The organism is Bifidobacterium eulemuris (assembly GCF_014898155.1).
Lineage (GTDB): Bacteria > Actinomycetota > Actinomycetes > Actinomycetales > Bifidobacteriaceae > Bifidobacterium > Bifidobacterium eulemuris.
Genome location: NZ_CP062938.1, coordinates 2,504,152 through 2,525,017, shown reverse-complemented (window position 1 = coordinate 2,525,017; position 20,866 = coordinate 2,504,152). Strand labels below are relative to the sequence as shown.

General features: G+C 63.7%; 14 protein-coding genes. 4 read left to right on the top strand and 10 right to left on the bottom strand.

Annotated elements, in window-relative coordinates; genetic code table 11:
* Positions 1–33: 33 nt before the first annotated feature.
* The gene (locus tag BE0216_RS10345; RefSeq protein WP_094636598.1) at positions 34–1,272 is read right to left on the bottom strand and encodes a sugar ABC transporter substrate-binding protein; all 1,239 of its coding nucleotides are present in this window, start codon (positions 1,270–1,272) and stop codon (positions 34–36) included.
* Positions 1,273–1,562: 290 nt separating this feature from the next.
* On the opposite strand from BE0216_RS10345, the gene BE0216_RS10340 reads away from it, so the two are divergent.
* Positions 1,563–2,582 carry a LacI family DNA-binding transcriptional regulator gene (locus tag BE0216_RS10340; RefSeq protein WP_094636597.1) on the top strand — a complete coding sequence of 340 codons (1,020 nt, stop codon included), beginning with the start codon at positions 1,563–1,565 and terminating at the stop codon, positions 2,580–2,582.
* A gap of 3 nt (positions 2,583–2,585) precedes the next feature.
* Here the strand turns inward: BE0216_RS10340 and BE0216_RS12030 are convergent, their stop codons facing one another.
* Positions 2,586–6,788, bottom strand: coding sequence for a DEAD/DEAH box helicase (locus BE0216_RS12030; protein WP_226805774.1), 4,203 nt, complete (start codon positions 6,786–6,788; stop codon positions 2,586–2,588).
* A gap of 120 nt (positions 6,789–6,908) precedes the next feature.
* On the opposite strand from BE0216_RS12030, the gene BE0216_RS10325 reads away from it, so the two are divergent.
* Both BE0216_RS10325 and dapD read left to right on the top strand, forming a co-directional pair.
* Positions 6,909–8,024: a helix-turn-helix transcriptional regulator gene (locus BE0216_RS10325; RefSeq protein WP_094636596.1), complete on the top strand. Its 1,116-nt coding sequence runs from the start codon at positions 6,909–6,911 to the stop codon at positions 8,022–8,024.
* 185 nt (positions 8,025–8,209) lie between these two features.
* Positions 8,210–9,199 carry a 2,3,4,5-tetrahydropyridine-2,6-dicarboxylate N-succinyltransferase gene (gene dapD / locus BE0216_RS10320; protein WP_094636595.1) on the top strand — a complete coding sequence of 330 codons (990 nt, stop codon included), beginning with the start codon at positions 8,210–8,212 and terminating at the stop codon, positions 9,197–9,199.
* 347 nt (positions 9,200–9,546) lie between these two features.
* Here the strand turns inward: dapD and BE0216_RS10315 are convergent, their stop codons facing one another.
* From BE0216_RS10315 to BE0216_RS10305, 3 genes are all read right to left on the bottom strand, one after another.
* A complete protein-coding gene (locus BE0216_RS10315; RefSeq protein ID WP_094636594.1) occupies positions 9,547–10,839 on the bottom strand; it encodes a citrate synthase in 1,293 nt (430 codons plus the stop codon).
* A gap of 214 nt (positions 10,840–11,053) precedes the next feature.
* Positions 11,054–11,833, bottom strand: a complete 780-nt coding sequence (map, locus tag BE0216_RS10310) for a type I methionyl aminopeptidase (RefSeq protein ID WP_094636593.1) — start codon at positions 11,831–11,833, stop codon at positions 11,054–11,056.
* A gap of 38 nt (positions 11,834–11,871) precedes the next feature.
* Complete coding sequence (locus tag BE0216_RS10305) at positions 11,872–12,663, bottom strand: HdeD family acid-resistance protein (protein WP_094636592.1); 792 nt, start codon at positions 12,661–12,663, stop codon at positions 11,872–11,874.
* A 203-nt stretch (positions 12,664–12,866) separates the two neighbouring features.
* On the opposite strand from BE0216_RS10305, the gene BE0216_RS10300 reads away from it, so the two are divergent.
* Entirely contained in the window at positions 12,867–14,948 is a 2,082-nt protein-coding gene (locus tag BE0216_RS10300) for a M13 family metallopeptidase (protein WP_094636591.1), read from the top strand.
* 42 nt (positions 14,949–14,990) lie between these two features.
* Here the strand turns inward: BE0216_RS10300 and BE0216_RS10295 are convergent, their stop codons facing one another.
* From BE0216_RS10295 to orn, 5 genes are all read right to left on the bottom strand, one after another.
* Positions 14,991–15,641: a single-stranded DNA-binding protein gene (locus tag BE0216_RS10295; RefSeq protein WP_158217193.1), complete on the bottom strand. Its 651-nt coding sequence runs from the start codon at positions 15,639–15,641 to the stop codon at positions 14,991–14,993.
* 473 nt (positions 15,642–16,114) lie between these two features.
* A complete protein-coding gene (locus BE0216_RS10290) occupies positions 16,115–17,935 on the bottom strand; it encodes a proline--tRNA ligase (protein ID WP_169714257.1) in 1,821 nt (606 codons plus the stop codon).
* A gap of 50 nt (positions 17,936–17,985) precedes the next feature.
* Positions 17,986–18,441, bottom strand: coding sequence for a hypothetical protein (locus BE0216_RS10285; protein ID WP_094636588.1), 456 nt, complete (start codon positions 18,439–18,441; stop codon positions 17,986–17,988).
* Between the two features lie 148 nt (positions 18,442–18,589).
* Positions 18,590–20,011, bottom strand: coding sequence for a DEAD/DEAH box helicase (locus tag BE0216_RS10280; protein WP_094636587.1), 1,422 nt, complete (start codon positions 20,009–20,011; stop codon positions 18,590–18,592).
* 171 nt (positions 20,012–20,182) lie between these two features.
* Positions 20,183–20,836 (bottom strand): oligoribonuclease, encoded by a 654-nt coding sequence (gene orn, locus BE0216_RS10275; RefSeq protein ID WP_094636586.1) that lies wholly within the window; start codon positions 20,834–20,836, stop codon positions 20,183–20,185.
* Positions 20,837–20,866 lie beyond the last annotated feature (30 nt).

Sequence of the window (20,866 nt, the reverse complement as noted above, 5' to 3'; positions counted from 1 at the left end):
CGGACCGCGGCCATGCGCGCCCGGGCCGGCGGATTACAGAATGGCCTCGAGGTTGGTCTGGGTGTCGTCGAGGATCGACTGCACGTCGCCGCTCTTGAGCCCTTCGATCTGGGCGTTGAATTCGGTGATCACATCGGAGGCGCCCTGGGCCGTGGGAACGGTGACCGAATAGTCCAGACCGTCCATGAATGCACTGAGCTCGGGGAAGGCGGACTTCCAGGTGTCCGCCAGCGTCGTGCTGGCCGGCATGATGCCGAAGGCCTCGGCGAAGTCCATCACCACGTCGTCGCTGGTCAGATATTCGACCAGGCTGACGGCACCCTCTTGGTTCGGGCTGTCGGCGGCGATGCCCCAGCCGTTGGTGAAGTGCATGGTGCCCTTGCCTGCCGGCCCCTCCGGCAGTTCGACGACCGTGTAGTTCACGTCGGGATAGTCTGCGGACATGCTGCCGGTGAGCCAGTTGCCTTCGATGGCCATCGCGGCGGCGCCGGTGCCGAACGCCTCGCCGCCCCAGCCGGTGCCGAGGTCCGCCGCGTAGGCGGCGTTGCCGCTCTCCAGCAGCGTCTTGACCTCCTGCAGGCCTTCGACGGTCTCATCGGTGTTCGCGATCGCGGTCGTGCCGTCGTCGCTGACCAGACCGCCGCCCGCCTGCTTCATGAACACGCCGATGCGGGCGTATTCGCCGCTGAAGGCCAGTCCGACATGCTCGTCCGTGGTGAGCGTGGCGGCGACCTCGGCCAGCTCGTCCCACGTGGTGGGATAGTCGTCCTCGGTCAGGCCGGCCTCCGACCACATATCCGTGTTGATGACCAGCTGCAGGGTGGACACGTCCTTGGGGGCGGCGTACACCTCACCGTCGTAGGTGAACGTCTGCAGCAGATTGTCGTAGAAACCGTCGGTGTCGATATAGTCGCCGTACGCCAGCAGCGAGCCGTTCGACGCGTATCCCGCCAGCTGTTCGGGCGCCAGATAGAAGACGTCGGCGGGGTCGCCGCCCGCGAAGCCCTGGGAAAGCTGCTGGGTGAGGTCGTTGGCCACCTGCACCGTCGCGCTCTGGCCGCTCTCCTCGCACCATGCCTCCACGGCGGCCCTGACCGCCTCCGTCTCGGCGTCGCCGGAGGAGCCGATCAGCACCGTCAGCTCCTGCGAGCTGTCGTTGGTCAGACCATCGGTGGTATCAGTCGCGCTGTCGTCAAAACCGTTGCCGCATCCGGCCAGCATGGTCATCATCGCAACCGAAGCCGCCAGCGCGGCCTGTGTCTTTCGCCTCATCGTTGAGTTCCTTTCAAACCAGGGTGTTGATTGTTCACCACCACAACCGTTCCTTTTAGAACGTTCAAATTCTTTTCCAAAACAATACCATCCGTAATTGCAATCATGATTGTCAACTTCCTTGTGAAAGCTTATCTGACTGTTCCTCACTGAATGTCATCATCTTGATTTTTACGTTCCAAAAGTTGTTCTCATGTTATACAATAGCAATCACATCTGTCAAGTCGTGGCGCGCGCATCGTCGCCATCGGCGGGCATGCTTGGACAAGCGGCGAAGGGAAGGACACGGCATGGTCAGCATCAAAGACGTGGCGAGGGACGCGGGAGTCTCGCCGCAGACCGTGTCGAACTGCATCAACAACCCCCGCATCGTGAAGCCCTCCACCCGGGCGCTGGTCACCGACTCGATCACCAGACTCGGCTACACTCCGAACGCCTCTGCGCGACGGCTGCGCACGCAACGCAGCAACACCATCGCCATCGGCATCGCCCCCGTCAGCTATTCGCGAGTATACGACCGTCTATTGCATGCGTTGGCCACCGAAGCGGACGCCAACGACATCCGCATCATCCTGTACAAAACCGATTCGTACCAGGACGAGCTCCGCCAGTTCAACGCGCTCACCGCCGGCGGCGATGTGGATTCGTTCGTGCTCACCGACACCGGCCATAACGATCCGCGCATCGACTGGCTTATCGAGCACCATCAGACCTTCGTGCTGTTCGGACGCCCCTGGGGGCTCGACGACATGTACGACCCGGACGTGCCGTGGGTCGACGTCGACGGCAGACACGGCATCGCGCAGATGACCCGCCATCTGATCCTGCACGGGCGCAAACGCATCGCCTTCATCGGATGGCCCGGCCTGTCGGGAACGGGTATGGACCGCCGGCTGGGCTGGCAGGAGACCATGTTGGACGCCAAAATGGCCTCCGCAGAGGAGTTGGCCGGATTATGTGCCGAAGCCGAGGACGACATCACCGCCGGGCAATCCGCATGCGCGGCGCTGCTGGAGCGCAATCCGGATATCGACGCGGTGGTATGCGTCAGCGACACGCTCGCCACCGGCGCGGTTATGGCGATGCCGGCCGGCGCGAACATCACGGTGACGGGATTCGACAACACCGTCTCCGCGCAATCCTTGAAACTGCCGACCGTCGACCAGCCCCTCGCGCAAAGCGCGCACGAGATCGTGCGCATCATCCAGGAGCGTCTCGACTCGAGAACTTCCCAAACCGGGCGCGATGAGAGCCGGGCGGCAGGGGAACACCATATCCTGCTCGCGCCCTCCATCGTGATTCCCGAGTGAGCGTCAGCCCAACAGGTCGAGCAGGTCGTCCTTGGTGAGAGCGGCGATGGAGGCGACGCCCGCCGCGTCCGAACCGAGCGCGGAGGCGTCGGTGAACTGGCGCGCGAGTTCGCTTTTCGTGTGCTGCAGCTCCAGAATGCGCTCCTCGATGGTGTCTTTGGCCACCACCTGATACACGCTCACATCTTGGGTCTGCCCGATACGATGCGCGCGGTCGGTGGCCTGGTCCTGCGCGGCGGCGTTCCACCATGGGTCGGCGTGCACCACCACGCTGGCGCCCACGAGATTCAATCCGGTGTTGCCGGCCTTCAGCGAGATCAGGAACGCCGGGGTGTCGTCCCCGTTGAAACGGTCGACCAGCTCCAGGCGGCGCTTCTTCGGCGTGGCGCCGGTGATGGAGTAATGCCTGATGCCATGCGCGTCGAAACGCGCGGCGACCATCTCCAGAAAACTGGTGAACTGCGAGAACACCAACACTTTTTTGCCCTCATCCATGCAGTTGGCCACCAGCTCCTCGATGGCGGCGAGTTTGGCCGACTGGTCTTTGGCGTCGTCGTACAGCAGCCTCGGATCGCAGCAGATCTGCCGCAGCTTGGTGAGCTCGGCGAGGATACGGATTTTGGAGGTGTTGAAATCGGCGGAATCGCTGTGCTCCAACTGCATGCGCAGACGCTGCTCGTGGGCGGCGTACAGTTTGCGCTGTTCGCCGGCCAGCTGCACGGTGACCACGGATTCGAGCTTGTCGGGCAGGTCGGTGAGCACCTGGGATTTGAGCCGACGTTTGATGAACACGCCCACCAACGATTGCAGGCGGTGGGCCACGCGGGCGGATTCGGGATTGACTTCGGCCGCGGCGCGTCCCTCGGCGGTGTCGGCGTCGGCCGCGCGGCCGTTGGCGATCGGCAGCTCGTAGCGCTCGTGGAAGCGCTTGTAGGAGCCGAGCAGTCCGGGCATCAGAAAATCGAAGATGCTCCACAATTCGCTCAGCCGGTTCTCGATCGGCGTGCCGGTGAGCGCGAACCGATGGTCCGCCGCGATGGATTTCACCGCTTTGGCGACCTGCGTGGTGTGGTTCTTGATGTATTGCGCCTCGTCAAGCGCCATCACGTCGAATCGGCGGCCGGACTTCGTGTATTCCTCCACGTCGCGGCGCAGCAGATCATACGAGGTGATCAGCACGACGCTCGACGCGCCCTGCGGCCGCTCCTCGAAGGCCCGCGCTATGGCGGCGCGGCGTTCGGCCTTGCCGCCGGCCACCGTGCGAGCGTCGATGCCGGGCGCGAATTTGGCGAATTCGGCGGCCCAGTTGTAGACCAACGAAGCCGGGCAGACGATCAGCGACACCGTCCCAGCCGTCCCGGGCGAAACCGCATCCGTCACCCCGGGCGACACCGCCTCCGCACTCCCGAGCGGAGCCGCTTCCGCACTCCCGGACGAAACCGCTTCCACACTTCCGGACGAAGCCTTCTCCGTCATCCCGAGCGAAGCCTTCTTCGTCATCCCGAGCGAAGCCGAGGGATCCCGCCCGTCCCCCTCCTGAGCCCGCGAGGCGAGCAACGCGATCAGCTGCACCGACTTGCCCAATCCCATCTCGTCGGCGAGGATGCCGCCGAATCCCTTGTCGCACAGGGTGCGCAGCCATCGGTAGCCTTCGGCCTGATACGGGCGCAGCACGGCGGCCAGTGCTTCCGGCACCTCGTACCGGTCGGGATCGATGACGCGCAGATCGTCCACATACTCCTGGAAGGCGGCGTCCTTGACCGCGTCGGAACCGTCGTCGGGCAGTTCGCCGTCCAATAGGAAGGCCTGATGCCCGGGCAGTTCGATCAGTCCGGAATTAAGCTGTTTCTCGTCAAGCCCCAGCTCGTCGGCGATGCGGTCCACGGCCTCCAACCGCGCGCCCCGCAGGTTGACCAGCGTGCCGTCGGACAATTGGTGGTAGCGCTGGCGGCGTCGGTAGGAGGCGAGCAGCGAACCCACCTCATCCGGCGGCACTTCGTCGGCGATGGGTGAGATCTCCACGAGATTGCCTTTGATGGACAGGCCGACCTTGACGCTTGGCGGTTTGGGCGCGAGCAGTCGGTCGAATGCCGGCGTGGTGTAGACGGTGCCCATGGACCGCAAGGCCGCAAGTCCCTCGTCGAACAGACGGATCAGCTGTGTCGTGTCGTCGCGGTCGATATACGCGGTGTGCGGCGCCGAGGTTCGCGACGGCGCAGGCTGACCATATCCACGGCGACGTGCCGTCGAGCGCGCGCCGGCGGCGTCCGGCATGGCGAAGAACTCACGGACCACATCCAGCAGCAGCCGTTCCGTATCGTAGTCGCGTCCGACAGGCGCGGACGCGCCGGAAACCGCAGGCATCAACGATATGCGGTCGTCGCCGTAGCGGGCTTTGACCTCGCACAGCACGCCATGCTCGTCGCGGTCGAGATAGAACTCGCCCACGCATTCGACCGAGCGTAGTTCGGCGAGCTCGCGCGGCAGTTCTTCCTCGTCGACCAGTCCCGCCTCGATCAACCGCGGCAGCAGCGTGCGGGCGAACAACGGCACGTCGTCGCCGGGAATCGGCTGGCCCTCGCCGTCGGGTTCGAAAAGCTCTCCGATCAGCGCGGACAGCGGACGCACGCGTTTGGGGCAGCGCATGAACCGGCATCCCGACGCGGGTTTGCGGCGGGTCTCCATCAGACGGCGGTCCTGCAACGTCAACGCGGCCGCATACCCTACCGGCTCGTCGGAGGCGAGCAGCAGCCAGTCGTCGTCATCGCCGCGGATCACCGTCTCCACCGCGGGCGCGCCGATAAGCAGATAGCCGGCGTCGTCGCCATGCGCCCGCGAATCACGCCGGCGCACCGTCAGCTCCAGCTGCGCCTCCGATCCGTCCACCCACACGCTGGAGGGTTGGTTGTGGAACCATGTGTCCAGAACCAGTCCGACTCCCCCGCCCTCGCACAGGCGCAACAGCGCGGCGACCTCCGGTTCGGAAAGCGTCAGATGCCGGTCGATGGGGATATGTCCGTAATACCGGTCCTGCCGTTCGGCGGCCTGCCGCGTGGCCATCGCCGTGGACAGCCAGCGCATAATCCCACGCGATGCGGCGTCGAACATATTTGCCGTATGGGTGAAGGCGAGTTTCTTGCCATACTGCGCGTACGCGCCCTCGCGCAGGTCGTTCACCAGCCGGGGGATCGATTTGAGCACATACGACGAGCCGTTGGATGGCGCGCCGATAAGGAATTCCACGCTCCACACGCCGTCGATGAAACTCAGTATCGGATGCAGATGCACGCCGCCAGGCGCGACGGTGTCGGATTCGAACGCCAAGGCCCGAGGCGACGTGGAGGATCGGCCATAACCCCCATAGGATCGGCCGGCGTCGCGTCGGGCGGACGAGGCGCGGCGTGACGGGGACTCGTCCGACGCCGAGTCGAGACGTGCGAACAATGCCTCACGTCGGGCCCGACGGGCGCGCGCCTCACGGTCGTCCTCGCGTTCCATATACGTCATCAGCGCTCTGGAGGGGCGGGCCGGACCGGCACCGTAGCCTTCGAACAGCCGTGGATCGTCGCTGAAGGCGAGCACCACGGCGGCCATATGCTTGCAGATGCCGTAACCGCGCTGGTAGGCGGGGCATGTGCAGCTGCCGCCGGACATCTCGCCGTCGCGAAGATCGAATTGCACGTTGGTGTCGTAACAGTCGGAGGGGCTGGTCGTGCCGCGGACGACCGCATCGAGCTCGCCGTAACCGGTGTGCTGGTTCTCATGGTATGAGGGATCGACCAGCATGCTCTCGCTTCGGCGCGCGATGCCGTGCGCTCGGTCCAGCACCGCGTGGGAGACGGAACCCTCCATATCGGCTTTCAACGCCGCGATCGGCACGGCGGCATGATCCGGAGGCTCCGTAAGATCCGCGAAACGTGTGCCCGACGAGCCGAAGACGTGGGATGCGCGGGACGAACCGACGTAGTTGGCGAAGGGATTGTCGGCATCATCGCTCGTATCGAGGTCATCGGCGTCATCGTATGGGTACGTGTCACCCAGATCGTCGAATCCACCGAATTCGTCCAGGTCATCCAAACCATCGTCCATATGGGCGGCGCGCCAGGGACGGTTTCGACTCCCCTTGCCACGGTTGCCGTCCCTATCGGAGCCGTCGGCGAAAGGATCATCGGGCACATGCCCGAACACTCCCGTGATGCCGCCCATATGGCTCCTTGCCCGAAAACGAATACTGGAATCCCCATCTTAGCCGCCGCCCACCGCAACCCATGCAACACGCGCACCAAGCATTCCGCAAAGCCGATATAAGCGAGTAGCCTTGCATCCATGACGCGTAAAACCTACGCCGGCAACACCTCCATCGATGTGGCCGAGGTGTTGTGGCGGCATACGTATTTCGGCCATGGGCTGAGCGTGCGGCAGATTCTCGATGAGCTCGCCCGCATGCATCCAGGCACGGACGCCCTACCCACGGAGAAAACCGTGCGCAACCAGCTGGCCAATCTGCACGCCAACGGTTTTCTTGGACGCCGCGTCGACCGCGTGGGCGCGGAGGAGCTGTCCGACATCGAATGCGCCGACCCGCAACCGGGTTGGTATATGGACGCATTCCTCACCGCGCCGCAGATGCGCCTGCTGGCCGACAGTCTGACCCTGTCGAGGATCGACCCTGAGGCGCTGAACGAACTGGTCGGTAAGATCCGCGAGCTGGCGGGCGCGGCGGGCGACGGCATCGCGCATCTGGAACATGTCGCGAGCTACGCGCATATGAACGGCGAATTCCTCTACACCATCGACCAGCTCAATCAGGCGATCGAGGAGCGGTGCGCGGTCACCTTCGCATATCGCGATTACGCGCCGGACGGCAGTCTGGTGCCCCATGTGAGCCGCAGCGCCTCCGAGGAGGGCTCCGATCCGACGCCGACCGTCTATACGGCCGACCCGTACCAGATGGTGTACAAGAACGGACGGTACTATCTGATCTGCCGGCTGCATGACAGGCCGAACTTGCGCACCTTCGTGGTCGACCGTATCGCCGAGGTGGACCTGCACGGCGGGCGGATCGCCATGAAGCATCCCATGCCGGAGGACTTCGACGCGGTGGATTTCATGCGTCACCGCCCCTACCCCGTGACGGACGATTCCGTTATGATCCATATGGTCGTCCGCGGACAGTCGATGCTGAACAATGTGTTCGAATGGTTCGACGAGCCCACGGTCACCGAACGGCATAGCGCTACATCCAACGAGTCGCCGGAAGGACGCGAATACATCGTCACCGTCGAAGCGCCGGAGAGGGCCGTGTTCTGGTGGGCGCTGCAGTACTCGTGGAACGGTGCCGTGATCGTGGCCAGTCCGGACAGCCTCAAACAACAGCTGTACCAGGCGGGAACCACGCTGATCAAAGCGTACCGGCGGGACTCCGACGCCACAAGCCAGTGACCGCGGCGGAACCCGCCGCCAAGCCGACGCCCCGTCCTGAGGAAAGGGCCATACGCCCGCAATCGCAGCTCAAGACGCGCATATGGGGCCGAAGCTGGGCGCGACATTTCCGCCATTCGCGATGTTACGGCGTACCTGCCGCTAAGGTGGAGTTGAAAATTGCCCTGCACACACAAGGAGCGAATATGAGCAATGAACGCATGGCATGGGGCTGGGGCCTGGCGAGCGTGGACGCCGCCGGCAACACCCTGGACGTCTGGTATCCGAAGCTGACGCTCGGCGAGGCGCCGGCCGAAGGCTCACGTCCGAACCATCAGTTCGATGCGATGGTCCACGTCGAAACCGACGCCCGCGGTGTGCGTCGTATCCCCGTGTTCACCATCAGCGCCCTCGACGAGCCGGTCGCGGACGCCGCCGACGCCTACCTGCGTCTGCACCTGCTGAGCATGCGTCTGGTCAAGCCGAACACGATGAACCTCGACGGCATCTTCGGCAAGCTCACCAACGTGGTGTGGACCAACTTCGGTCCCTTCGCCGTGCCGGACTTCACTTTGCGCAGACTCGATGTGATGGCAGCCTCCACACAGGCCGCTCCCGGCCTGCCTCGGGCGGATGTGAATGTGCTGGCGATCGACAAGATCCCGCGCATGGCCGATTACGTGGTGCCCACCGGAGTGCGCGTCGCCGACGCCGACCGTGTGCGCCTCGGCGCATACCTGTCCGAAGGCACCACCGTGATGCACGCCGGCTTCGTGAACTTCAACGCCGGCACGCTGGGCGTCTCCATGGTGGAGGGACGCATCTCCCAGGGCGTGGTCGTGGGCGACGGCTCCGACATCGGCGGCGGCGCCTCGATTATGGGCACGCTCTCCGGCGGCGGCAAGCTGCGCAACACGATCGGCGAGCATTCGCTGCTCGGCGCGAACGCCGGCATCGGCATCTCGCTGGGCGACAACTGCGTGGTGGAGGCCGGTCTGTATGTGACCGCCGGCACCAAGATCACCATCTACGACAAGGCCAAGGTCGAAGCCGGCGAGCCGCTTGAGGTCGTCAAGGGCTCGGATCTGAGCGGCAAGAACAACATCCTGTTCCTGCGCAACTCGCTGACCGGCGGCATCGAGGCCCGTCACCGCAAAACGGGCATCGAGCTCAACGAGCAGCTGCATAGGAACTAAGAACAAAGTTCTTGGTTCCTATGCAGCCGTCGCCGAAATGGCTCCCCTCGCCTACGGACAGCCCACAGGGCTGTCCGCTTAACGGCTCAGCATAAGAACTAAGAACAAAGTTCTTGCCTCTTATGCAGCCGTCGCTGCACGGCCGTCGCGCTGCGAACGAAATTACACGGCAAAAGCAAGACCTCCGTAATTTCGATTACTGACTGAATCTCAGTGATCGAAATTACGGAGGTCTTGCTTTTGCCACGTAGAAAGCGCCGCTGACGAGTCATCAACGACGCTTTCTACGGAAGTATGGCTTTGTCCGTGTAGAATCCGACGCACTGAAGCGCCGGGCCATCGCGTGTCTACCGTTCGGACATCGGCACCCAGTCGCGTTCGACGGGGCCGGTGTAGACCTGACGCGGACGGCCGATTTTGGTGTTCGGATCGGCGAGCATCTCGCGATACTGGGCGATCCATCCGGGAATGCGGCCCAGTGCGAACAACGTGGTGAACATCGCCGGATCGAAGCCGATCGCGCGGTAGATCAGGCCGGTGTAGAAATCGACATTCGGATAGAGGTGACGCGAGACGAAATACTCGTCGTTCAAGGCGATGTCCTCCAGCTCGACCGCCACGTCGAACAGCGCGCGCTCGTCGGCCGGCAGCTTCAGCGTATCCTCACGGTCCATGATCCGCTCCAGATACTGACGGGCGATGGCCGCACGCGGATCATACGACTTGTAGACGCGGTGCCCTAGACCGGAGATGCGGTGGCCGCCGTCCTTGGCCCAATCGACGAATTCGCGCACGGACTTGCCGGAATCGCGGATCGCCTTGAGCTGGCGCAGCACCGCCTCGTTCGCACCGCCATGCAGCGGTCCCGACAACGCGTTGATGCCTGCCGACACCGCCGAATACAGATTGGCGTGGGCGCTGCCGGCGATGCGCACCACCGAGGTGGAGCAGTTCTGCTCGTGATCGGCGTGGATGATCAGCAACCGGCCGAGCGCATGCACATACAGCGGATCAGATTCGAAAGGCTCGTATGGCACGGCGAAGCACATGCGCAGGAAGTCGTCGACGTAGCCGCGCGCGTAATCCGGATACAGCATCGGCTCGTCACGGCGGCGGCGGAAGATGTAGCTGACGATCGTGCGCACCTTGGCCATGATGATTTTGGCGGCCTCGTCAAGCTGGTCGGAATCATCCGGATCGGTGGTGTCAGGGTAGAACGTGGCCAGCGCGTTCACCGCCGAGGCGAGCACGCTCATCGGATGGGCGGAACGCGGGAACGAGCCCATGAAAGTGCGGAAATCCTCCCCCACCATGGTCTTATGGTTCACGTCGGCGCAGAACTGGTCGTATTCGGCCTTGGTCGGCAGTTCGCCATGACGCAGCAGCCAAGCGACCTCAAGGAAGTCGGACTGTTCGCACAACTGCTCGATCGAATAACCGCGATAGCGCAGCACCGAGTTGTTGCCATCGATGAAGGTGATTTTCGACTCGCACTGGGCGGTGGTCAAAAAGCCCGGATCCAGCGTCACCCAGCCGTCGTTGCGCAGGCCGGAGACGACGATGCCGTCCGGGCCGTTGCTGGCCTTGACCACGGGCAGCGTGAATCTGCTCTCATCGACGTTCAACTGTGCCGTTGCCATGCAACCTCCTTGAACCCCGCCTGTCGGGATACTCCACAAACCATAGGGCACGTGTGTTACCGCACGATACGCATCGATACACGTGTGCCGAAATGCGCCCATACTAACAGACTGGACGGCACCCGCAGACCGGTTATTCCGTTCTGCGGGCCGGATATGCGCGCCGCCCGCCGCCTCGCGGTTGCGAAGCAGCGGGCGGCGCACGGAACATCTCTCACTCGCCTCGGTCGGTCAGAATGATCGGACCGTTGTCGGTGATGGCGATGGTGTGCTCGCTGTGCGCGCCGCGCGAGCCGTCCGAGGAGCGCAGCGTCCAGCCGTCGCCGGGATCCTGGTAGATCTCGTCGGTGGTTTTCAGGAACCACGGCTCGATGGCGATGACCAGACCCGGGCGCAGCTTGTAGCCATGGCGGGCGCGGCCGTCGTTGGGCACATGCGGGTCGCCGTGCATGATATGGCCCACGCCGTGGCCACCGAATTCCAGGTTGATCGGATACCCGTAGGAACGCGCCACCTCGCCGATGGTGTTGGAGATGTCGCCGAGGCGGTTGCCGGGCTGAGCCGCGTCGATGGCGGCGGCGAGCGCCTCTTCGGTGCATGCGATGATACGCAGGTCCTCGGGGTCGGGGTTGTTGCCGACCACGAAGCTGATGGCGGAGTCAGCCACCCATCCGTCGACGCTGATGGCCAGATCAAGGCTGACGAGGTCGCCTTCCTTGAGGTTGTAGTCGTAAGGCACGCCGTGCAGCACCGCATCGTTGATGGAGGTGCAGATGTAGTGGGCGAAGGGGCCGGTGCCGAAGTCGGGGGCGTAATCCACATAGCAGGATTCGGCACCCTTGCGGTCGACGATCCTCTTATGCACGAATTCGTCGATCTCCAGCAGGTTGGTGCCGACATGCGTCATGGCTTTGAGGTCTTTGAGAATGCCGCCGACGAACTTGCCGGCGGGCTTCATCGCCTGAATCTCCGAGGGTGTTTTCAGTTCAATCATGGCTCCACCCTATCGCGTCGGCTCAACAAACCCGCACGTCACTTGGCGCGGCGGCCGAAGGTGAACGCCCTGATGATGGCGCTGATGCCGATGACCACAAGCGCGCACGCTCCGAAGATCATCAGCCATGCGGTGGCGCTCAGCGGGGAGAACAGCACGATCATGCCGGCGATGATGGAGATGATCGCGTACAGTATGGCCCATCCGGAACGCGGCAGACGCCAGGACTCCACCAGCGACATCACGCCCTCGAGAATCCATCCGAATCCGACGAACAGGGTGATCATCAATGCAAGCGTCTGTCCGGTCAGCACGGAGTTCTTCACCACCATCGCGCCGCCCAAGGCCAGCAGGGCGCCGACGATTACGTCGAGCACGCGCCACCCGCCGGGCAGCCCGGGTTCGACGAGCGCGGTGATGACGCGCACCAGACCGGAGACGATGAAGTACACACCCAGCGCCACGGCCAGCACGGCGAGCGTTTTGCCCGGCACAAGCAGCAGGGCGATGCCGATGACGATGGCGGCGATGCCGGCCACGCCGTAGATGGTGCGGATTAGGGTGACGGCACGGTGGGGCAGGTTCTCCTCGATGAGTTTGAACGGGTTGAGCTGCGGCTGCCAGCCGGGCTGCCATTGCGGACCATTGCCGTAGGGATTCTGCTGGCCGTTGCCGTAGGGGTTCTGCTGGCCGTTCGGATTGTCGGCGTACGGCCCGTAGTACTGCTGGCCGTTCCCCTGGTTCTGTCCTTGCGGGGCGTAGGCGCCGTATTGCGGCTGCTGCGACCCGCCGTTGGGGTCGGGGTTCGCGTACGGATTGTTCTCGGTCATGGTCGCTCCTTAAGTTCCAATTCGGCATGGTGCCTACTTTGAGTTTAGACACCGTGTCTAATTCTCGCCTGAAGCGCAACCCGACGATTCCATTCGGCAGATATGGTCAAAATGTCGGGATATGCGCGTTCCACGCCCGCCACCGACATAGCCCCGCGCCGAAATTCCAACGATTCTCTCCTCATACGATTAGGCTGGGGCCTATGAGTGATTCCCTGACCTCCGGCATCGATCCGGCATCCTTCTCTTCCGTCATCAGCCCCGCCACCGACCTGTTCCGTTACGTCAACGGACCATGGATCGACACCTACCGCCTCCCCGACGACCGCTCCCGCTACGGTGCCTTCGACCGCCTGGCGGAGAACGCGGAGAACCAGATCCGCGACATTCTCGAAGACGAGCATTGCCCCGCGGCCAAGGCGCATGCGCTGTACCGCTCCTTCCTTGACACCGAAGCCATCAACCAGGCCGGATTCGAACCGATTCGTCCGCTGATCGACGCCATCGACCAGGCCGATGACAAAGCCGCGCTCACCCGCACGCTGGGCGCATTGAACCCGGCCGGAGGCCCCGACCTGTTCGGCATGGGCGTCTACGGCGATCCGGGCGATCCCGATACGAATATCGTGCATATCGAGCAGGGCGGTCTGGCACTTCCCGACGAAGCCTACTACCGCGAGGACCATTACGCGCCGATCCGCGAGGCCTACACCGCGATGGTCGCCCGCCAGCTGATGAACGCCAGGCTCGCGGACGACGAGAACGCCGCCGAGGAGCAGGCCAAGCGCTTCCTCGACGTCGAGACGCGCATCGCCGCCAACCATTGGGACAACGTCGCCACCCGCGATTCGGTGAAAACCTATAATCCCACCGATTTCAGCGCGCTGGCCGACTCGTTGGCACAGTTCGACATCGCCGCCTGGGCCACCGCATGGCAGCAGGCCTACGACGCGACGCCCGCCGCGGCCGCGCAGCCTGTCGACATGATGGGCGCGCTGTCGCGTGTGATCGTACATGAGCCGAGCTTCCTGACCGGACTCGACGCGTTCTGGCAGGCCGCTTCGCTTGATGACCTGAAGCTGTGGGCGCGCGTGCACGTGATCATCGGCTCGGCAAGCATCCTGAGTGAGGAATTCGACACGACGAATTTCGACTTCTACGGCAAAACGCTTTCCGGCACGAAAAAGCAGCGCGACCGCTGGAAGCGCGCCGTCAGCCTGGTCAACGGCATCTGCGGCGAGGAGGTTGGACAGGAGTATGTCCGCCTGCATTTCCCCGAGACTTCGAAGCGACGCATGGAGGAGTTGGTCGCCAATCTCATCGACGCCTACCGCGTGTCGATCACCCATTCCGACTGGCTGGGCGAACAGACCAAGGCCAAGGCATTGGAGAAACTCTCGAAGTTCAAGCCGATGATCGGCTACACCAGCCACTGGCGCGACTACACGGCGCTCGATGTGCGCGAGACGGCCGGTCTGGTGGCCAATATGGCCGCCGCCAACCTGTATGAGACGGGCTACCAGCTGGCCAAAGCCGGCAAACCGGTGGACCGTGAGGAATGGCTGATGAACCCGCAGACCGTGAACGCCTACTATGAGCCGACCATGAATGTGATCGTGTTCCCCGCGGCCATTCTGCAGCCTCCGTTCTTCGATCCGAACGCCGAGGACGCGGCCAACTACGGTGGCATCGGCGCGGTGATCGGCCACGAGATCGGCCACGGCTTCGACGATCAGGGCGCGCAGTACGACGGTGACGGCAAGCTCAACGACTGGTGGACCGCTCAGGACAAGGCGAATTTCGAGGCGCGCACCAAGGCTCTGATCGAACAGTACAACGTCTTCACTCCCCAGCAGCTGCTCGACAAGTACGCCGACGAACCGGACAAGGCGCCCCATGTGAACGGCGCGCTGACCATCGGCGAGAACATCGGCGATCTGGGCGGCGTGAACATCGCGATCAAGGCATACGCGTTGGCGCTTGACAAGGCCGCGGGACGTTCCACGGACGGTTCGTCCGAAGCCATCAGGGCTTCGCTGCAGCGTGCCCCCGAACTCGACGGGTTCACCGGAGCGCAGCGCTTCTTCCTCAGCTACGCCTCGATCTGGCGCACGAAGAACCGCGACGAGCTGGCCGAACAGTATCTGCAGATCGACCCGCATTCGCCGGCCGAGTTCCGCACCAACGGCATCGCCCGCAACGTGGACCTTTTCGCCGAGGCTTTCGACGTGCATGAGGGCGATGCCATGTGGCTCGACCCGGACCAGCGCGTGCGCATCTGGTAACCCCATAACACCGCACCGCATCCGTATCCTAAGGGGAGGCCGTCAGAATTCGGCCTCCCCTTCGTCATGTTCGGGGGATGGCGCGAATCCATCCGTATATTGGACGGCGGACTGCATCTCGGCTTCGGGCTGCGTTTCCGCTTCGGATTGACTACCGGTCAAAACGTCGGGCGGCTCGCTCTGATCCACACCGAGATCGACCATCCCCACCGGTGCCTTAGGGACGGCTGGTTGGGCGAAAGGATCCGCGCCGACCGGCGGATATGACGCCATACCGTTCACTTGATTGGTCTGCGCGACGTTCTGCCCGTCCTGCCCGTTCTGCGGATTGACGACGCGACGGAATATGGTGGTGCCGAAGTTCAGATCGTGCCCGATATTCGTCGCTTCGACCACCGGCGTGATATGGTCGACGCCGTCTTTGGTCCATCGTTCTGTACGCAGGGTGCCGGTCACCACCACGGGATTGCCTTTTCTCAGCGACTGGAACGCGTTCAGTCCCAATTTGCGGAACGCGCGAACCGCCACCCATGTGGTGTCCCGATTCTTCCATTCGCCCGAGGACTGGCTGTAGTAGCTGGGAGCGAAACCCACACGGAATGAGCACGCCTGCTGGTTGGGATCCTTGCCGAACATCACCGGGTCCGCTCCCAGATTGCCGCTGATGGTGATGCTGCCTTGTCTCTGTGCCATGATGACTCCTTTCCTAACGGATACGGTGGCCCGCCGGAGCGCCGTGCGGCAGGGATCGGCATGATCCAAACAGCAGCGTCGATGCTTGGGGAGCGTCTCGGCCTGCCCGCGCGGATCCAACGGTGATAACCACTGTGCCCGATGCGAACAGCCCTGTACAAGCGCCATCGGGAATTGTGTATCCAGAGAAGAGGATTCGGCGTGTTGTGGATAGCGTGTGGACGAAATTCCACTTATCCACCATTAGTAAACCTCACAGGCATAAATAGCCCGGCGCGCAGCCACAGGTCTCAGCGTGGACCAAACGCCATACACCACCAGCTTTGCCACGCCTACCGCACCCTCAGCGTGGCAGAAACGTCACATACCGACAACCGCGCCACACTGAAAACACATCAGCGTGGTATGGATGCCACATGCTGACATTCATACCACGCTGAGAAATCCAAGAACGGATTGGCTGAGAAACCTTGTCAGGCCACGCGCTTGACGAGCTCGGCGAGCGCCTCGGCGGCCGGCACGGCCACCAGGTTGCCGCCGTCGCGGTCGCGGATCTCGATGGTGCCGTCGTTCACATAGTCGCGTCCGAGCACGGCGATCACCGGCACGCCCACCAGCTCCGCATCCTTGAACTTGACGCCCGGAGACACCTTCTTGCGGTCGTCGTAGATGACCTCGATGCCGGCCTCCTCAAGTTCGGCGATCAACTGTTCCGCACCTTCGAAGGCCTTCTCGTCCTTGCCGGTGGCGACCACATGCACCTGCGCCGGAGCGACCACGGACGGCCAGGCCAGACCGGCCTCGTCGTGATGCGTTTCGGCGATGCAGGCGAGCACGCGGCTCACGCCGATGCCGTAGCAGCCCATCCACACCGGAACGGCCTTGCCGTTCTGGTCGAGCACGGTCAGCCCCAATGCCTTGGAATACTTCAATCCCAGCTGGAACACCTGGCCGATCTCCACGCCGCGTTCGAAGCTCAACGGGCCGGATCCGTCCGGGCTCATGTCGCCATGGCGCACCTCGACGGCCTCCACAACGCCGTCGGCGGCGAAGTCGCGACCGTAGACGAGATCGTAATAGTCCACGCCGGCCTCATCGGCACCGGTGTACCATGCGGAGCCCTTCGCCACATGGGCGTCGATGAAATAGCGGATCGCCGTATCCTCAGCGGAACCGATCTCGGCGTCGCCGCGCGCCTGCGGTCCGAGCGCCATCGGGCCGATGTAGCCCTTGACCAGTTCGGGATGGGCCTTGAGATCCTCCTCGGTGGCCTCTTCGATCTCGGCGGGGGCGAACTGCGCCTCCAGACGCTTCATATCCACCGTGCGGTCACCGGGCACGCCCACCACGACCAGCTCGCGCCACGGCTTGTCATGCGCGTCGTCCTCGGCGTGCTTGACCGCGACGACCACGTTCTTCAACACATCGGCGGCCTCCCACGCGCGACCGTCCTCGCGCGGATACGTCGCGTTCGCATACTCGACCATCCTCTCGATGGTCCCCGCGTTGGGCGTGGGGCGCTTGGTGGCGGCGGGCGTGGCGGAGCAGTCGACCTCGGCCGGCTCGGGAGTGGTCAGCGCCTCGACGTTCCATGCCTTGCCGGAGGGCGCGAGCGCGAACGTGTCCTCGCCGATGGCCATCGGCGCGAGGAACTCCTCGGAGGCGGAGCCACCCATCGGGCCGGACATGGCGAACACCGGCACATACTTCAGATCGAGACGGTCGAAGATGCGCTCGTAGGCGCCGCGCTCGTCCATATAGGCCTTGCGCATGCCCTCCTCGTCGATGGTGAACGAGTAGGCGTCCTTCATAATGAACTCGCGTCCGCGGATCAGACCGGCGCGGGGGCGGAACTCGTCGCGGTACTTGGTCTGGATCTGGTACAGCGTGACGGGCAGGTCCTTATATGAGGAGTACATGTCCTTGACCAGCAGGGTGAACATCTCCTCGTGCGTGGGCGCGAGCAGGTAATCGGCCTGATGGCGGTCCTTCACACGGAAAATATTGTCGCCGTACTCCTCCCAGCGGTGCGTGGCCTCATAGGGCTCGCGCGGCAGCAGCGCCGGGAAATGCACTTCCTGCGCGTCGATGGAGGCCATCTCCTCGCGGATGATCTCCTCGATTTTGTTGAGCACGCGCAGACCCAGCGGCAGCCAGGTCCAGATGCCGGGCGCGGCCTTGCGGATATAGCCGGCGCGCTGCAGCAGCTTGGCCGAGTCGACGTCCGCGTCGGCGGGGTCTTCGCGCAGGGTGCGCAGGAACAGTGTTGACATACGAAGGGTGTTGGAACTCATGGACTCCAAGATATTCGCGTCAATCGACAAGCCGCCCCGCGTCACCCGCCCTAGGACTTACGCCCGCGGCCCGCCGTGGCGTCGATGGTCTCGTCGACCTGTTCCTCGACCAGATCCTCCAACATATCGCGGCGCAGCGAGGCCGGAGGATAGGCGAACACCGGCAGGATCATCAGGCATCCGATCAGGTAGAACACATCCGCGAGCGGGAACAGCCCAAACAACGACACCGCGTTGGGGATCATGATGCCCACGCACACGACCACCACACCGACCGGCGGCAGCGTCGCCCAAATCACACGGTTCGGGGCTCCGTCGGCGGTTTTGCGCGCCACCGAATCACGATAGATCGGAGCGATGAACAGCACGCCGCCGACGATGGCGAGCGCGTCTGTCAGTTTGAACGTTCCCCATGCGGGAACATCCGGATTGGTGAACATGACGAACGAAACGAACAGAACCAGCAGTCCCACCGCGGATACAACATACGACCATACGTGCTTCATGGCATCCTCCTTCGGATGGGCGGCCCCTCGCGCCGTCGTCATTGGCGGGCATGAGGCGGGTCCGCCTGTGTGCCACCATCTTACGCCTCCGGCTCGCGCCCCGGCCGCATCCCGCGCCGTTCGTCTCGACCAGACCGGCGTCCCTCAATCAGAACAGCGCCTCCTGCTCGAACTCGTCACCCGCGTCTCCCTGTGCGTTTTGGGTCGAGTCGAACCGCACGAACGCCTGCGCGCCTTCGTCGGCGAGCCGACCCGAGGCGTCGGCGGAGCTGGCGCGCAGATCGCCGTCGAGACGCACTGCCTCGGGCGAGACGAGGAACATCCGCTCGTTGACTCCCGCCAGGTACAGTCCATCCAGGAATTCCACACGCGACAGCGCCACATAGCCCATGCCGGGCGCGAAGGTGCGTTTGAGGTCCATCACCGCCCGGTCGAGCGTCATGCCTTGCGATTTGTGGATGGTGATGCCCCACGCGCAGCGCAACGGCACCTGTTTGACCGAGGCGAGCACAGTGTCGCCATCCATCATCTCCCATGATGCCGGCTTCATGGTGACGATATTGCCGTTCTCGAACTCGACGATCGGCCAGCCGCCTTTGGCCTCCGGTGCGAAGCCGCGCACCGTGCCGAGCGAGCCGTTGACGTACTGGCGGTCGGGGTCGTTGCGCAGCGCCATCACGGCGGCGCCCGTTTTGAGCACCAGACATTCCGGCGCGAGCATATTGCGTCGCAGCCGGTCCACCAGATTCGCCTGCCCCGCGGTCTCGGCGTGGAACTCATGCGTTTCGGCCATGATCTCGGCCAATCGCATGTCGTTGAGATTATCGGCCTGACGGTTCACGGGGAACAGGTGCACGGCCACCTGCCCAGGTTCGGGAATGCGCCCCAACCGGGTGACGAGCACGTCGCGGTCCCGCTGGGTGACCGCGCCCTCGCGGATGTCGGTGAGCACGGTGAGCAGTTCGCCGGTGTCCTGACGGTGCTGTTCGGTCAGATAACAGATGGCGGGATCAAGCCGTTCCCAGACCAACGATTCGGTGACGAATCCTTCCGGATTCCTGCCGGCGCGCGCGTACCGTTCGCGGGATTCCAGGAATTCCGGCGTGGGGGCGATCATATCGTTGTTGCGCCCGGATACGCTCACGGGCGGCAGTTGGAAGAAGTCGCCCGAGAGCACCACCTGGATGCCGCCGAAGGGGCGGGGGTCGCGGCGCACCTCACGGCACACCTGGTCGACCATGTCGAACAGCCAGGCGTGCATCATCGACACCTCGTCGATGATGAGGATGTCGGTGGCCTGGATGCGGCGTTTGCGCCGGGCTTTGATGGTTTTCAGCAGACTGGGGGTCAGGCTGGTGGATACGCCCACGCCGCTCCACGAATGGATCGTCTGTCCGTTGACATGCGTGGAGGCGATGCCTGTGGAGGCGGTGACGGCGATATCCGCCCCATCCGCCCGCGCCTGACGGATGAACTCGTTGAGCACGTATGTCTTGCCCGCGCCGGGAGCGCCTGTGAGGAACACGTTCGCGCCGGCGTTCAGAATCGCCAGGGCTTCCGATTGACGCATGTCGACTCCTTCCGGGTTCGCACGGATGGTTGGCCGAGGTCTGCCCGTGCGACTTTTCCGCACACGAATCCAACAATCGCACATCGGACTGATTGGCGGAATCTCAACGAAACAGTCGTTGTCATGTGCGATTGCAGGCCGTTTGAGGGTCGCACGGACGACCGCTTCCGGTCAGTTCGTGCGAAGCAGGCTGGTCGCCGCCACTTCGGCGGCGACCGCTTGGGCCTGGGCCGCGTCCGGACCGGGGGCGGGCGCCATGAAGGCGGCCCGATAATAACGCAATTCGTCCAGGGATTCGATGATGTCGGCGAGCGCCCGGTGGCCGCCGTTCTTGGCGGGGCGATGCTCGTAGACCGCCGGATACCAGCGGCGGGCGAGCTCTTTCAGGGTGCTCACGTCGACCACGCGATAGTGCAGATGCTCCATCAGTTCGGGCATGTAATGGTCGAGGAATTTCTTGTCGGAGCCGATGGAGTTGCCGGCGAGCAGCGGCCGCACGCCGTCAGGGGTGAACCGCTTGACGTAGTCGATCACCTTGGCCTGCGCCTCCTCAAGGGACAGACCGCTCTCCCACTCGTCGATCAGTCCGGAACGGGTGTGCATGGCGCGCACGAAGTCGTTCATATGGTCGACCGCCGCGGCCGAGGGCTTGATCACATAGTCGACGCCTTCGTCGAGCACGTTGAGGTCGAAGTCGGTGGGCACCACCGAGATCTCCACCAGTTCGTCGCCTCCGAAGATGTCGAGTCCGGTCATCTCACAGTCGATCCAGATCAGGCGCGAATCCCGCGCAGTGTAGGTCTCCCCGTCGTGGGCGTCCACCATCGTATGCCTCGTTTCCTTGATATGTTCGGA